The organism is Halapricum salinum, from assembly GCF_004799665.1.
GTDB lineage: Archaea > Halobacteriota > Halobacteria > Halobacteriales > Haloarculaceae > Halapricum > Halapricum salinum.
The window spans coordinates 1401826-1415211 of sequence record NZ_CP031310.1 but is presented as its reverse complement, the minus strand read 5'-3'; the positions used below and the strand labels follow the sequence as shown (position 1 = coordinate 1415211).

Sequence of the window (13386 nt, the reverse complement as noted above, 5' to 3'; positions counted from 1 at the left end):
TGGCGCGTGCGGATCGGCGCTGCCACCGTTACTCGGGAGACTGCGCTTCCAGCGCCGTCGCGATCCGTTCGGCCGCCCGGACGAACCGCCACAGCAGATACAGCACGACCAGTCCGACGACGACGATCAGCCCGAGCAACAATGCCGCCGCGAAGAACGCGCTGTAGAGCAACACGACCACTGCAGCCACGGCGATTGCAATCCCCACCCGGTCGGTGCGATCAGACGCCATCTATTAGCTGCGGTCACTGTCACCCGAGATAAAGATTCTGCAATCGGCGGGGTCGTGGTCGATTACTCGATCTCGAAGACGTTCTTCTCGGCCACGGCGTCGGCCTCCTCGAAGTCGCCGCCACCGAGCAGCCCGCGAGCGGCCTTCTTGCCCCACTCGACCGCGGGCTGGACGTAGGTGTCGATGCCGTAGAGTTCACCCGCCATCACGGTCGCGGCCTTCATGTTGTAGAGGAGGTTTCCGAGGTTGTACTCGTCGACGCGATCGATCTCGATGCGGACGTTGGGAACGTCCGCCGCAGCCAGGCTCGCTTCGGTGGCCTCGAACTCGGCGTCGATGAGTTCGCCCAGCGACGAGCCGCCGAGATACGAGAGGCCCTCCAGATCCGTCTCGGGGATGGCGACGTCGTCGCGGTCGGCGACCTGGACGAACGTGACCATCTTGTCGTGAGGGCCGGCACGGTAGAGCTGGAGTTGAGAGTGCTGGTCGGTCGCGCCGAGCGCGCGGACGGGCGTCTGCCCGAGGCCGTCTTTGCCGAGGCTCTCGGCCCACAGCTGGGCGTACCACTCCGCGAAGGTCTCCAGGGACTCCGAGTAGGGCATCATCGCGTTGACGCCCGCGCCACGGATGTCCAGCGCGTGGGCGATCGCACCGTAGGCGTAGGCCGGTGAGTCGTACAGCGAGCCGGAGAGCGAGCGCTCGGCGTCTCTCGCCCCCTCGACGATGGCGTCGATGTCGTGGCCCTGCAGCGCGGCCGACGCCAGACCCACGGTCGAGAGGACCGAGAAGCGGCCCGGGACGCCGTCAGGGACCTTGAGCGACGGCAGATCGTGTTTGTCCGCCAGATCCCGGAGGTTGCCCGACTCGCCGGTGGTGACCCAGGTGCGCTCGGCCCAGTCGACGCCTTCGTCTTCCATGGCCTGCTGGACCACGAGGAAGTTCGAGAGGGTCTCGGCGGTCGTGCCCGAGCGGGAGACGACGTTGACCGCGGTCGAGGAGAGATCGATCTCCTCGAGGAGACGTTCGATCCACTCGGGGTCGACGTTGTCCAGGTAGTAGGCGTCAACGTCGCTTTCCAGCGCCGACGAGAGGGTAGCTGAACCCAGCGCGGAGCCGCCGATGCCGACGTTGATGATCGACTCCGATCCCTGGAAGGGTTCGACGGCCTCGCGGATCGCGCCGGTGTCGACCGTCTCGGGGAGGTTCAGCGACTCGTAGCCGTGTTCGTGGGCGGCACGGCCCTCGGCGATGCGCTCGTGGGCGTCGGCGACGCGGCTGTCCAGTCGGTCCAGCGCGTCCTCCGGGATGCCCGGCGTGGCGACCTCGTCCAGTGCGTTCCCGATATCTACTCGCATACCCGGGTGGTCAGAGCGCTCCTACCTATCGTTGTCGGACTGTTCTCACCGGGCGACAAGAGTCACGCCCCGTCGAAGGCGTCGGGATCGTCGGCGGCGGCGACGACGTCCCGGGCGGCGACGTTGGCCTTCACGTCGTGGACACGGACCACGTCCGCGCCGCGTTCGGCCGCCAGAGCCGTCCCCGCGACCGTGGCCTCGGTCCGCTCGTCGGCGTCCAGGCCGACGTGGCCGAACAGCGACTTGTGGGAGTGGCCGACCAGCACGGGACAGCCCAGCGCCTGAAACTCCTCGATCCGACCCAGCATCTCGAAGTCCTCGGCGGGAGATTTCCCGAAGCCGAGCCCCGGATCGACGAGGATCTGGCTGCGATCGAGTCCCGCTTTTTCGGCCAGGAGAACGCGCTCGGTCAACTGGTCGAGGACGTCCTCGACGACGTCGTCGTAGTCGATCTCGTGGTCGGGGTCCACAGGCGTGTCGATGCTGTGCATCACGACGACGGGTGCGTCGTACTCGACGGCGAGGTGGCGCATCTCGGGGTCTTCCAGTCCCGAGACGTCGTTCAGGATGTCCGCGCCGGCTTCGAGGGCGGCCTCGGCGACGGCGGCTTTCCGGGTGTCGATCGAGATCGTGATATCGAGATCCGCGAGGCGTTCGATCACCGGGACGACGCGGTCGATCTCCTCGGCGACGGGGACGGGATCGGCCCCGGGACGGGTCGACTCGCCGCCGATATCGAGGATGTCCGCGCCGTGTTCGACCAGTTCCTCGGCCCGGGCGACCGCCGCCTCGGTGGCGTCGTACTCGCCGCCGTCGTGGAACGAGTCGGGCGTGACGTTGAGGATGCCCATGATCGCCGTGCCGTCCTCCCAGGGGTAGTCTCGACTCGTGGGCTCAACCTGGATACCGAGGTGCTCGCGCAGCTCGTCGGCCAGCGGCGAGAGGCCGTAGGGCTGGCCGTCCAGTTTGTCGGCGAGGCGCTTGAACTGCGCGAGCGTCCCCATCATCACGACGTCCAGCGGTTCTTCGTCCTGGTTGTTCAGCGCCGAGACCGCACACTCCCCGCCCAGCGACAGCAGTTCCTCCTTGAGATACTGGGCCTGTCGGGGCTGGACGCGCGTCTTGACGACGCGGTGGACGCCCTTGCCGCGCATCCGCCAGACGCCCGCGTCCGTGACGTGTGCCCCCGAGATAACATCGCGAGAGTCCTCGAGATCCGTGATTCGTTTGGGGATCATGTTACGGGTCCAGCGGGTCCGTGCCTCTCGGACGGTGTAGAGCGAGCCCGACACGAGGACTGCGTCACCCGACTCGGCGGCGTCCAGCGCGATCTCGAGTGCCCCAGCCACGTCCGAGCGCGTCTCGACCGTGGCGTCGGGATACTCGCCTTCGAAGGCAGTAGCAACGACCGACTCGTCTTCTGCGCGGTCGACGTCGGCCTGGCAGGCGACGACGTGATCGGGGTCGGGGAGTGCGGCAGCGATGCCGTGATGATCCTTGTCGACCATCGCGCCGACGACGAGGTGGAGATCGTCGTAGTCGAACTCACCCAGAGTCTCGGCGACCTGCTCGCAGCCGCCGGGATTGTGCGCCCCGTCGAGGACGGTCAGGGGCTCTCGATTCATCACCTCGAAGCGTCCCGGCCAGTGGGCGTTCCGCAGGCCGCGGGCGAGCGTCGATTCGTCGATGTCGGCCACTTGCCGGGCGAGCGCTGCCGCGACGCCGGCATTGCGGGCCTGATGCGATCCGGGCAGCGGCAGGCGCGTCTCGACTGCGAAGTCCGCACCTGTGAGTTCGACGCGGCCGCCCGTCTCGACGATTCCGTCGTAGGCAAATTCAACGTCAGCGTCAGATTCGTCGACGGTGAGGACGTCGCCAGCGACGTCTCGAATGGCCTCGCGAGCGCCGCCGGTGGCGCCGGTCACCAGGGGCGCGTCGGCGGGTGCGACGTGGGCCTTGTCGGTGGCGATCTCCTCGATCGTGTCCCCGAGGATGTCGGTGTGTTCGAGCGTGACGCTGGTGACGGCACTGGCGACGGGGTCGACGACGCTGGTGGCGTCGAACTTCCCGCCGATGCCGACTTCCAGAATCGCGACGTCGACGTCTTCGCGGGCGAAGTGCCAGAGCGCGAGCACGGTGAGCGTCTCGAAGAACGTGGGCGCGTCGCCGTCGGCGGCCCGATCGGTGACGGAGGGACGGACCGCCTCGACGAACTCGACGAGGTCGGCTTTGGGGATCTTGCGACCGTCGACCCGGACGCGTTCCCGAACGTCGTCGAGGTGTGGAGAGGTATAGAGTCCGACCGACAGCCCCGCCTCTCTGAGTGTTGACTCGAGCATCCGGGCGGTCGATCCTTTCCCGTTGGAGCCGGCAATCTGCACGGCCGAAAGGTCCGCGTGAGGATCGTCGAGTTCCGACAGCAGCGCACGCGTGGCGTCGATCCCGCGCCGGGGCGGGAACCGACGCAACTCCAGACAGAAGTTCGCCGCCTCGTGAAAGTTCATGCCTGCTAGATCCGGGGCCGGTCGCTTGAGGCTGTCGGACTACTCAACCGTGGCTCGGGCGTGTGCTTCGTCGGAGATCAGGCGTCGGCTTCGTCGTCGTCGACCAGCGCACGCACGAGCAGGTTGAATCCGAGACCGACCATCGCGGCAGCCCCCTCGGCGTCGGCCGTCAGGAGGTCCGAGACGGACTCGACTTCCTCGTCGGCGTCGGAAGTCTCCATGTCAGGTTCGGCGTCGGGAGTATCCTGCTCAGGTACGGCGCCGAGATCATCCTGTTCGAGCGCGGCGCCCTCGGAGGCAGTCGTCTCGGGGTCGTCGTCCGCAGCTGTTTCGGCGTCGTCTTCGCTGTCGCCGAGCACGCGCCGGAGCAGTGCCGCAAGCAGTGCGAGAGCGACCGCGCCCAGCGAGACGCCGAGCAGGAGTTTGCGGAGTCGTGTGCGGAGCGGTGGCGTCTCGTCCGCTTGTTCGAATTCGGCTTCGAGGGAGTCGTCTGCGACGCTTTCGTCGGACGGAGGGGCGGCCGATTCGGTCTCGTCGTCGCTTTCGAGGCCGGGAGTTCGGTCGGCGGGAGAGTCGTCCATACGCGAGTTGTCGGCCGGCAGGGTGAAAGGTCTTCGTGGCCCGGCTAGACGACAGCCAGTCCCTGCGGGACCTGCTCGCGATATTCGGGCAGCCAGTCCACGGGGAGACGGTGCCAACCGTCGCCAGTCGGCGACCGAAAGAGGCCGTGGTTGGTCAGCGCGTAGAACGCCCCGTCCGGACCGACGTCGAGCACGGGGCGGGCAATCCCGTCGGGACCGGGCAGGCCGTCCATCGACCGCTCCCAGTGGCCGTCGACACGCCGATAGACGAAGTTCTGGCCGTCAGGGTTGTGCGCGCGGTGGGCACTCGTCGCCGCCGAAATCAGGACGTGCTCGGGATCGGTAGGGTCGACTGCGAGACTCCAGACGTAGCGGTGGTCCAGCCCGGTCTGTGGGAAGGTCCAGGAATCGCCCGCATCAGTGGATTCGGCGTAGCCGTCGCCGGCAGCGGCGTAGACACGACCCGGCTCGTCGGGATCGGTCGCGAGCTCATGGGGATCGTGTGGGGCGTCCTCGGGCCGATCCCGCCAGGTCGCACCGCCGTCGTCGGTCCAGACGAGCGCGCCGGCCTCGATCCCGACGTAGAGGCGCTCCCGAGTGTGAGGATCGGGTTCGATCCAGCGGACGTGATGGGTCTCGGGCCGTGGCGGAAACGACCACTCCCCGGCGGAGGGCAGCGAGGCCAGTCCGGGACGGAGGTCCCAGGAATCGCCCGCGTCAGGCGATCGATAGACCTTGCTCGGTTCGGTACCGGTCCAGACGACGGCTGGATCGTGTGGCGAGACGGCAGCGGCCGTCACGGCTCCCGGGGCGTCCGCGAGCCAGGCGCGATCGAAGTCCCGCCCGGCGTTCGTACTCCGCCACAGTCCCGAGGCGAACGCACCGACGAACACCTGGTCGGGGTCTGCCGGTGAGACGGCGACGCATTCGAGATCACGGCCTTCGAGGCGGACGACCGTCCGCCAGGAGCCGTCGTCCCCGCTGGCGGCCAGCAGTCGATCCTCCAGCGCCGCGTAGACCGTCGGCATACCCGGAGCCACGGGGGGAGGGGCCATGAAATCGAGGGTCGGGCGGCAGCTATTTTGCACCGGTGGCCGCAAACCGAGACATGTCCTACGGACCGGGTCGATCGCCGCTCGTGACCGGCGTGCTCGTCGGGGTCGGTGTCTGGCTCGTCGGCGCGCTCGTCGGCATCCTCGTGGCCGTCGCGTTCCGCGTTCCAGAGGGATTCTCCACCGTCGGATTCGGGGCCACGATCTACGTCGCTGGCGTCGCGCTCGCGTTCTACGCGGCGGCCGCCCAGACGTTCCCGCTGGTGTGGCTCGTGCCCACTGGTGTGGGATTTCTCGCCGCGATCGCCGGCGGTGCGATCGTCGTCGCCCAGACGAGTCGTGTAGACCGGGGCTGGCCAGCGGTCAAAGCGGGTGCGAGCATCGTGCTGGGTGTCTTCCTGTGTTCGATGGTCGTGCTGGCTGTCTATCTCGTGCCCTCGACGCCGTTCTCGAACGTTCCCGTCCCGGCCCGCTACGTGAGCCTCCTGTTCGGAAGTCTCCTGTTCCCGGCGCTGTTCGGGGCACTGGGCGGTGCGATCCAGCACTCACTCGCAGGCGAACAGTGACGGGGATCAGTGATTCTGGATCGCGTCGATGACCATCGCGGCGGCGACGATCGGCTCTTTCGGCACGTCGCTGGTGTCGTCGATCACGACGTCGTAGCGGTCTTTCAGCGAGAGCTGCCCCTCGATGTTCCCGACGTGATCGCCGTCGAGGTCACTGATCTCGTACTTGTGGGGGATCAGCGGCCCGACGATCGGGACGAGATTCCGCGCGAGCGTGACGGCCGCACCACGGGAGTTGATCTCGGCGATCTTGCGCTCGTCGCGAGCGTCGCGGATCTTCCAGGTGTCCTGGAAGATCGAGTAGTCGTTGTCGAGGATGACGAGCTCCTCGCCAGTCTGGGCGTCGCTGAGGACGTAGTCGCCGGCGACGTCGATGATCCCGCCCGCTTTCACTTTGAAGACTTCCTCGCCGTCGCTGTCGACGAACGGGAACTCCTCTTTCAGCTTGAACATCTTCTGTTTGCCGCGGATGACGAGGTTCCCGTCGGCGTCTTCGGCGCGGTACTTGTTGCGGATCAGCGACTGCTCGACGGTGTAGCGATCGTCCGTGAGCTCTATCCCCGAGATACTGTAGTCAGTTTCTTGACTCATATAGGGGAGATTTTCGAGAATACGGCTTGAAAGTGGTGATATTCGATCATAAAAAAGGCCGCAGACGTTCGGGACGCCGTTGAACGGGGTACAGTCCATACGGCCTGCGATGTCCGAACACGCCACCCGACGGGCGGTTCTGTGGCGCACGGCTGAGGTACCGGGCGGGACGGCACTGGCGCTCTCGCGGATCGCGCTCGCGATCTTGCTGGCCGGGTTCGCGCTGGCGACGGTGGTCGGCTTCGACCTCTCGTTGCGGGTGCAGGCAGCGGTGTACCTCTTCGGGATGGTCGCGATGAACCTCCCGCACGGTGGGTTCGAACACTTCGACAACCTCCGGCGGCGGTCGGCGTCCTTCCAGCTGCGATACGTCGGACTGTACCTGGGTTCGATCGCGGGGTTCGTCGCCCTCCTGTTCGTCGCCCCGGTCGCCGGCCTCGCGCTGGCGCTCGGGGTCGCCATCGCCAAGGGCGGTCACGGTGGCCTGCACGTCATGGACGCGACCTACGGCACCGATCACCTCCAGACCCGTCCCCAGCGAGCGCTCGCAGCGCTCGTCCGCGGTGGGGCGGTGATGTGCGTGCCAATCGTCGCCTTTCCAGAGACGTTCCACACGTTCAGCGCGCTGATGGTCGATATCTTCGAGCCCGGCGGCCTCGCCGCAGTGAGTCAGTACTTCCCGCTGACCCGGCAACTGATCGGGGTCGGCTTCGGTGGGCTGGCCATTGCTCACCTCGCGCTGGGCTACGTCCGGTCGGCAGGGACGGGGTCGTACGTCGCCGACGCCGCCGAGACGTTGCTGCTGGTCGCGTACTTCGCGGTCGTCCCGGTCGTCGTCGCCGTCGGGCTGTACTTCCCGCTGTGGTACTCGCTACGGCAGGTCGCCCGGACGACCGCAGTAACGAGCGACCCCGCAGCCGACGGCGAGGAGACTGCCGACGGACTCCTGACGATCCTCGACAGCGACGACACACGGCTGGTGGCACTGGGCGCGTGGGGCGTGCTGGTCGCTGGCAGCGTCGCGACGTTCGGACTGGCAGCCCTGCTGTGGCTGCTCTCGCCACAACCGCTTGGCGGCGGCGGATACCTGCTCGGCGGCGTCGCGTTCTGGAGTATCTTCGTCAGCATCATCGCGCTCCCACACGTCGTAATCGGCTCGTGGTTCGACCGCGAGCGCGGTATCTGGTACGTCCCCTGAAGAGAGACACATGAAATTCACCGACGACCCACTCGACGACGAATCAGTCACGGTGATCGGCGGCGGCTTCGGCGGGCTCTCTGCGGCGGCCTACCTCGCACAGGCCGGTGCCGACGTCACCGTCCTCGAACGAAACGAGCGCCTCGGCGGGGCCGCCAACCGCATAGAACGCGACGGCTTTCGCTTCGACACCGGCCCCTCCTGGTACCTGATGCCGGACGTCTTCGAGCGCTTCTTCGAACACTTCAATCGCGAGCCCGATGACTACTACACTATCGACCAGCTCGATCCCCACTACCGGGTGTTCTTCACGGACAGCCCACCGCAGCCCGAGAAGGGCGCGCCCGACAGTGACGAGATCGACCCGGTCTGTGACTGGGTGAGCACGAGCCCGGACCGCGAGCAGTCCCGCGAGATCTTCGCGGCCTACGAGGACGGCGGTGGCGAGACCTTCGACGCCTATCTCGACGAGGCCGAGTACGCCTACGAGGTAGGGATGGAGCACTTCGTCTACGAAGATCGCTCACGGGTGCGAGACATGCTGGATCTGGACGTCGCCCGCTGCGGCCGGGGGCTCTCACTGCTCGGTTCGATGCAGGAGCACGTCGAGGGGTACTTCGACGAGCCGAAACTCCAGCAACTCCTGCAATACACGCTCGTCTTCCTGGGCGGATCGCCGCACAACACACCCGCACTGTACAACCTGATGGCTCACGTCGACTACAACCTCGGCGTCTACTATCCCGAAGGTGGCATCTACAGCGTCGTCGAAGGGATCGTGGAACTGGGCCGGGAACACGGCGTCGGCTACCGGACCAGTGTCGAGGTGACCGACATCCAGAACACCGCCAGCGGGCTCGTGCTCCAGACGACCGACGGCCGCTCTCACACCGATGTCGCGGTCGCCAACGCCAACCCGGCCCACGTCGAGCGCGACCTGCTCTCGCCGGCCGAGCGAAGTCACGATCCCGACTACTGGGACGACCGGACTTACGCCCCCTCCGCGCTGCTGTGGTACCTCGGCGTCGAGGGCGAGGTCGACCCGCTGGCCCATCACTCGCTGGTGTTCCCCGAAGACTGGGACCCGCACTTCGAGCAGCTCTTCGAGGACCCGCAGTGGCCCGAGAATCCCGCCTACTACCTGGCTGTGCCCTCGAAGACCGACGATTCCGTCGCCCCGGAGGGCCACCACGCCGTCGTGATCCTCGTCCCCATCGCGCCGGGGCTCGACGACGGCAGCGAGAGGCGCGAGCGCTATCGCGATCGGCTCCTCAACGACCTCGCGCGAAACGTCGGCGTCGACCTTCGCGACCGGATCGTCGTCGAGGAGTCGGCCTGCGTCTCGGAGTTCGCCGACCGGTTCAACTACCCGCAGGGGACGGCGCTCGGGATGGCCCACACGCTGACCCAGACCGGCCCGCTCCGGCCGTCACACCGGGCTTCGAAAGTCGAGGACCTGTACTACGTCGGCGGGTACACTAACCCCGGGATCGGCGTGCCGATGACGCTGATCAGCGGCGAGCAGGTGGCCGACGCCGTCGTCGAAGATCGGACTGGGGGCGGCGGGCGACTCGACCGGGTGCTGGGGCGGTCCGTGCCGCTGTCGTGGTAGACACGATGGTCGTGCTTCGCGCTGTCCGCAACCGACAGGGTTTCACTGACCCAGACCCTGGCAATCGCTAATGAGCAAAGACGTCATCGAGGTCCGCGGTGCCGAGGAACACAACCTCAAGGACATCGACGTCGAGATCCCGCGCGAAGAACTCACAGTGGTGACTGGCCTGTCCGGCTCGGGCAAGTCCTCACTCGCGTTCGAGACCGTCTACGCCGAGGGCCAGCGTCGCTACATCGAATCGCTGTCGGCGTACGCCCGGAACTTCCTGGGCCAGATGGACAAACCACAGGTCGAGAACGTCGAAGGACTCTCCCCGGCGATCAGCATCGACCAGAAGAACGCCGCCAACAACCCCCGGTCGACGGTGGGCACAGTCACGGAACTCCACGACTACCTCCGACTGCTCTACGCCCGGATCGGCGTGCCCCACTGCCCCGAATGCGGTCGCGAAGTGGGCGAGCAATCGGCCCAGAACATGGTGTCCCGAATTCTCGAACTGCCCGAGGGGACCCGTGCGAAACTCGCGGCGCCGATCGTCCGCGACCAGAAGGGGGCCTTCGAGGACCGCTTCGACGACCTGGTCAGCGAGGGCTATGCCAGGGTGGAGGTCGACGGCGAGGAGTACGACCTCACGATGAATAGACCTGATCTGGACGAGAACTACGACCACACCATCGACGTGATCGTCGACCGCGTGAAGGTCGCCCCGGAGGCCCGCTCGCGGATCACCGACTCCGTCGAGACCGCCCTCGACGAAAGTGGGGGAATCCTCAAGGTCATCCTGCCCGACCCGCCCGAAGACGCCGAGTTAGGCGGAGCGACGGCCCGCTCGACCGGTGACCTCGCTGGCACCGGCGAGAGTCCCGACCACTCCGATCGCGAGCGTCTCGTCGTCGAATTTTCCGAAGATCTCGCGTGTACGCACTGCGGGATCGACATCTCCGAGATCGAAACTCGCTCGTTCTCGTTCAACTCCCCGCACGGCGCCTGCCCGGAGTGTGAGGGGATCGGCGAGACGAAAGAAGTCGACCCCGAACTCGTCGTGACCGATCCCTCGAAACCGCTCAAGGACGTCTTCGAACCCTGGAGCTACAACCGGACCTACTACTCCCGGCAGATCGACAACGTCGCCGAGCACTTCGGCGTCTCCGTCGAGACGCCCTTCGAGGAACTGGACGAATCCGTTCGGCGGCAGTTCCTCTGGGGGACGGATCGGCAGGTCCACTTCCAGTGGACGACCAAGAACGGGACCCGCGAGAAGACCGAGCGCTTCGAGGGCGTCATCAACAACCTCGAACGCCGCCACGTCGAGACCGACTCCGACCGCGCCCGCGAGCACATCGAGGAGTACATGGCTACGACCACGTGCCCCGAATGTGAGGGCACCCGCCTGAAATCCGAATCCCGGGCGGTGCTCGTGGACGGCGTCTCGATCACCGAGGTCAATCGGATGTCGATCGGTGACGCTCTGGAGCACTTCGAGAACCTCGAATCGAGTCTCGACGAGCGAGACACCAAGATCGCAGAAGAGATCCTCAAGGAGATCCGCGCCAGGCTGGGATTCATGTGCGAGGTCGGCCTGGACTACCTCACGCTGGATCGGGAGGCCTCGACCCTCTCTGGTGGAGAGAGTCAGCGGATCCGGCTCGCGACCCAGATCGGTTCGGGGCTGGTGGGCGTGCTCTATGTGCTGGACGAACCCTCGATCGGTCTCCATCAGCGAGACAACGTCCGCCTGCTCAACACACTCGAAGAGTTACGGGACCTCGGGAACACGCTGCTCGTGGTCGAACACGACGAGACGACCTGGCACCGCGCGGACAACATCATCGACATGGGTCCCGGCCCGGGCAAGCGCGGCGGCGAGGTCGTCGTCAACGGTGACGTCGACGAGGTGATCGACACCGACGAGTCGATCACGGGCGAGTACATCTCCGGCGAGCGGACCATCGGCGTGCCCGACACTCGTCGGGAGGGCGACGGCGCGGTCACGATCAAGGGCGCACGCCAGCACAACCTCAAGGATCTCGACGTGGACATCCCACTGGGCACGTTCACTGCGATCACTGGCGTCTCGGGGTCGGGCAAGTCCACGCTGATGCACGACATCCTCTACAAAGGCCTCGTCCGACGGATGAACGATACAGACGTGAACCCCGGCGAGCACGACGAGATCGAGGGGCTCGACCAGATCGAGACTGTCCGGCTGATCGACCAGTCGCCGATCGGGCGCACCCCCCGAAGCAATCCTGCCACGTACACCAACGTCTTCGATCACATCCGGGAACTGTTCGCCGAGACCAAGCTCTCCAAGCAACGGGGCTACGAGAAGGGGCGCTTCTCGTTCAACGTCAAAGGCGGTCGCTGTGAGGCCTGCGGCGGGCAGGGCAACGTCAAGATCGATATGAACTTCCTCAGCGACGTCTACGTCCCCTGCGAGGAGTGTGGCGGCGACCGCTACAACGACGAGACGCTGGACGTCACCTACAAGGGCGCGACCATCGCGGACGTCCTCGGGATGAGCGTCGACGAGGCCCACGACTTCTTCGAGAGCCACTCCGGGATTCGACGACGGCTCAAGCTCCTGAAGGACGTCGGGCTGGGCTACATGCGCCTGGGCCAGCCCTCGACGACGCTGTCCGGCGGGGAGGCCCAGCGGATCAAACTCGCCGAGGAACTCGGGAAGAAGGATTCGGGTGAGACGCTCTATCTGCTGGACGAACCCACGACTGGTCTCCACCCAGAGGACGAACGCAAACTGATCGACGTGCTGCACCGGCTGGCCGACGACGGCAATACGGTGGTCGTCATCGAGCACGAACTCGATCTGGTGAAAAACGCCGACCACATCGTCGACCTCGGGCCGGAGGGCGGCGAGAACGGCGGCGAGGTCGTCACCACCGGGACGCCCGAAGGCGTCGCCCGAGACGGGGATTCGTACACGGGCGAGTACCTGCGTGACCTCCTTCCGGACGTGGACAAGCAGGGACCGCGGGCGGATCACGACGTGGCGAAGCCGGCGGCTGACGACGACTGAGTTCGCTACGAAAATCCGGAATTCGAACGCTCGTTAGACCTGGTCCGCTATCGCGCCGCCGATTGCGCCGGCAAAGGCTGGGAGAAGAATGCCAACGAACAGGATACCCATCATGAGTTCCGGGCCTGCCGATGCGCCCTGCTCAGAGTACTCGAACAGGAATATTCCGACGATCGACAGTACGAGCGTCCCGGGAACGATCGAGACGGCTGCAGCAACCGAACTCCCAATGTCCATTGCCTGGGCCTGTTGAGCGACGAAAAACCCGACTGCTACGAGAACGATGATAGGTCCGAGGTTGTACACGAACGACGGAATCGTGCTCGCAATATCCGAGCCACTGTCAGTGATCAGATTAAATGATATCGACATTCCGCCGCCACTGAGCTCGCTGTCGACGAACTGCGCGTTATACAGAACGTTTCCGACGAGCTTCCAGCCCTCGTCACCGGTTTCCGCCCCATCGATGGTGATGAAGAGGTACATCAGAACGTAATTGATTATGAACCCCACCGCACCGACCGCCGCACCGACGCCGAGGTTGTCCTTGAGTGTCTGTACTGGATCGCTGCCTCTTTGACGTGCACGAGACATGTCATTCTCCATCGCATAGTCCATAACTATAAATTTACGCATCTGTCAGGCAGACGACTGC

The 13386-nt window shown here is 65.9% G+C and carries 11 protein-coding genes; 4 read left to right on the top strand and 7 right to left on the bottom strand.

All coding sequences use genetic code 11. The features are described 5' to 3' along the window. Positions 1 to 28: 28 nt before the first annotated feature. From DV733_RS07120 to DV733_RS07100, 5 genes are all read right to left on the bottom strand, one after another. On the bottom strand, positions 29 to 232 hold the full coding sequence (locus DV733_RS07120) for a hypothetical protein (protein WP_049995414.1): 204 nt from the start codon (positions 230 to 232) through the stop codon (positions 29 to 31). Positions 233 to 294: 62 nt separating this feature from the next. Continuing rightward, a complete protein-coding gene (locus DV733_RS07115; protein WP_049995415.1) occupies positions 295 to 1587 on the bottom strand; it encodes a hypothetical protein in 1293 nt (430 codons plus the stop codon). A gap of 62 nt (positions 1588 to 1649) precedes the next feature. Then, complete coding sequence (folP, locus tag DV733_RS07110) at positions 1650 to 4091, bottom strand: dihydropteroate synthase (protein ID WP_049995416.1); 2442 nt, start codon at positions 4089 to 4091, stop codon at positions 1650 to 1652. A 77-nt stretch (positions 4092 to 4168) separates the two neighbouring features. After that, complete coding sequence (locus DV733_RS07105; protein ID WP_049995417.1) at positions 4169 to 4672, bottom strand: hypothetical protein; 504 nt, start codon at positions 4670 to 4672, stop codon at positions 4169 to 4171. Positions 4673 to 4716: 44 nt separating this feature from the next. Beyond that, positions 4717 to 5700 carry a WD40/YVTN/BNR-like repeat-containing protein gene (locus DV733_RS07100; protein ID WP_049995418.1) on the bottom strand — a complete coding sequence of 328 codons (984 nt, stop codon included), beginning with the start codon at positions 5698 to 5700 and terminating at the stop codon, positions 4717 to 4719. An 80-nt stretch (positions 5701 to 5780) separates the two neighbouring features. Between DV733_RS07100 and DV733_RS07095 the strand changes: the two genes are divergently transcribed. Continuing rightward, positions 5781 to 6290, top strand: coding sequence for a hypothetical protein (locus DV733_RS07095; protein ID WP_049995419.1), 510 nt, complete (start codon positions 5781 to 5783; stop codon positions 6288 to 6290). A 6-nt stretch (positions 6291 to 6296) separates the two neighbouring features. Here the strand turns inward: DV733_RS07095 and DV733_RS07090 are convergent, their stop codons facing one another. Then, positions 6297 to 6881, bottom strand: coding sequence for an LURP-one-related/scramblase family protein (locus DV733_RS07090; protein ID WP_049995420.1), 585 nt, complete (start codon positions 6879 to 6881; stop codon positions 6297 to 6299). A gap of 109 nt (positions 6882 to 6990) precedes the next feature. Here DV733_RS07090 and DV733_RS07085 point away from each other — a divergent pair, with 109 nt between their 5' ends. From DV733_RS07085 to uvrA, 3 genes are all read left to right on the top strand, one after another. Continuing rightward, positions 6991 to 8079, top strand: coding sequence for a Brp/Blh family beta-carotene 15,15'-dioxygenase (locus DV733_RS07085; protein WP_079979574.1), 1089 nt, complete (start codon positions 6991 to 6993; stop codon positions 8077 to 8079). Positions 8080 to 8089: 10 nt separating this feature from the next. Next, positions 8090 to 9691, top strand: a complete 1602-nt coding sequence (locus DV733_RS07080; RefSeq protein ID WP_049995421.1) for a phytoene desaturase family protein — start codon at positions 8090 to 8092, stop codon at positions 9689 to 9691. 70 nt (positions 9692 to 9761) lie between these two features. Continuing rightward, positions 9762 to 12731, top strand: a complete 2970-nt coding sequence (gene uvrA, locus DV733_RS07075) for an excinuclease ABC subunit UvrA (protein ID WP_049995422.1) — start codon at positions 9762 to 9764, stop codon at positions 12729 to 12731. Between the two features lie 33 nt (positions 12732 to 12764). Here uvrA and DV733_RS07070 read toward each other — a convergent pair whose 3' ends face one another. Beyond that, on the bottom strand, positions 12765 to 13349 hold the full coding sequence (locus DV733_RS07070) for a hypothetical protein (RefSeq protein WP_049995423.1): 585 nt from the start codon (positions 13347 to 13349) through the stop codon (positions 12765 to 12767). Positions 13350 to 13386: the final 37 nt, after the last annotated feature.

Excerpts from the sequence above, each read along its gene's own strand:
- DV733_RS07120 (WP_049995414.1), bottom strand. The coding sequence starts at position 232 with ATGGCGTCTGATCGCACCGACCGGGTGGGGATTGCAATCGCCGTGGCT.
- DV733_RS07115 (WP_049995415.1), bottom strand. The coding sequence starts at position 1,587 with ATGCGAGTAGATATCGGGAACGCACTGGACGAGGTCGCCACGCCGGGC.
- folP (WP_049995416.1), bottom strand. The coding sequence starts at position 4,091 with ATGAACTTTCACGAGGCGGCGAACTTCTGTCTGGAGTTGCGTCGGTTC.
- DV733_RS07105 (WP_049995417.1), bottom strand. The coding sequence starts at position 4,672 with ATGGACGACTCTCCCGCCGACCGAACTCCCGGCCTCGAAAGCGACGAC.
- DV733_RS07100 (WP_049995418.1), bottom strand. The coding sequence starts at position 5,700 with ATGCCGACGGTCTACGCGGCGCTGGAGGATCGACTGCTGGCCGCCAGC.
- DV733_RS07095 (WP_049995419.1), top strand. The coding sequence starts at position 5,781 with ATGTCCTACGGACCGGGTCGATCGCCGCTCGTGACCGGCGTGCTCGTC.
- DV733_RS07090 (WP_049995420.1), bottom strand. The coding sequence starts at position 6,881 with ATGAGTCAAGAAACTGACTACAGTATCTCGGGGATAGAGCTCACGGAC.
- DV733_RS07085 (WP_079979574.1), top strand. The coding sequence starts at position 6,991 with ATGTCCGAACACGCCACCCGACGGGCGGTTCTGTGGCGCACGGCTGAG.
- DV733_RS07080 (WP_049995421.1), top strand. The coding sequence starts at position 8,090 with ATGAAATTCACCGACGACCCACTCGACGACGAATCAGTCACGGTGATC.
- uvrA (WP_049995422.1), top strand. The coding sequence starts at position 9,762 with ATGAGCAAAGACGTCATCGAGGTCCGCGGTGCCGAGGAACACAACCTC.
- DV733_RS07070 (WP_049995423.1), bottom strand. The coding sequence starts at position 13,349 with ATGGACTATGCGATGGAGAATGACATGTCTCGTGCACGTCAAAGAGGC.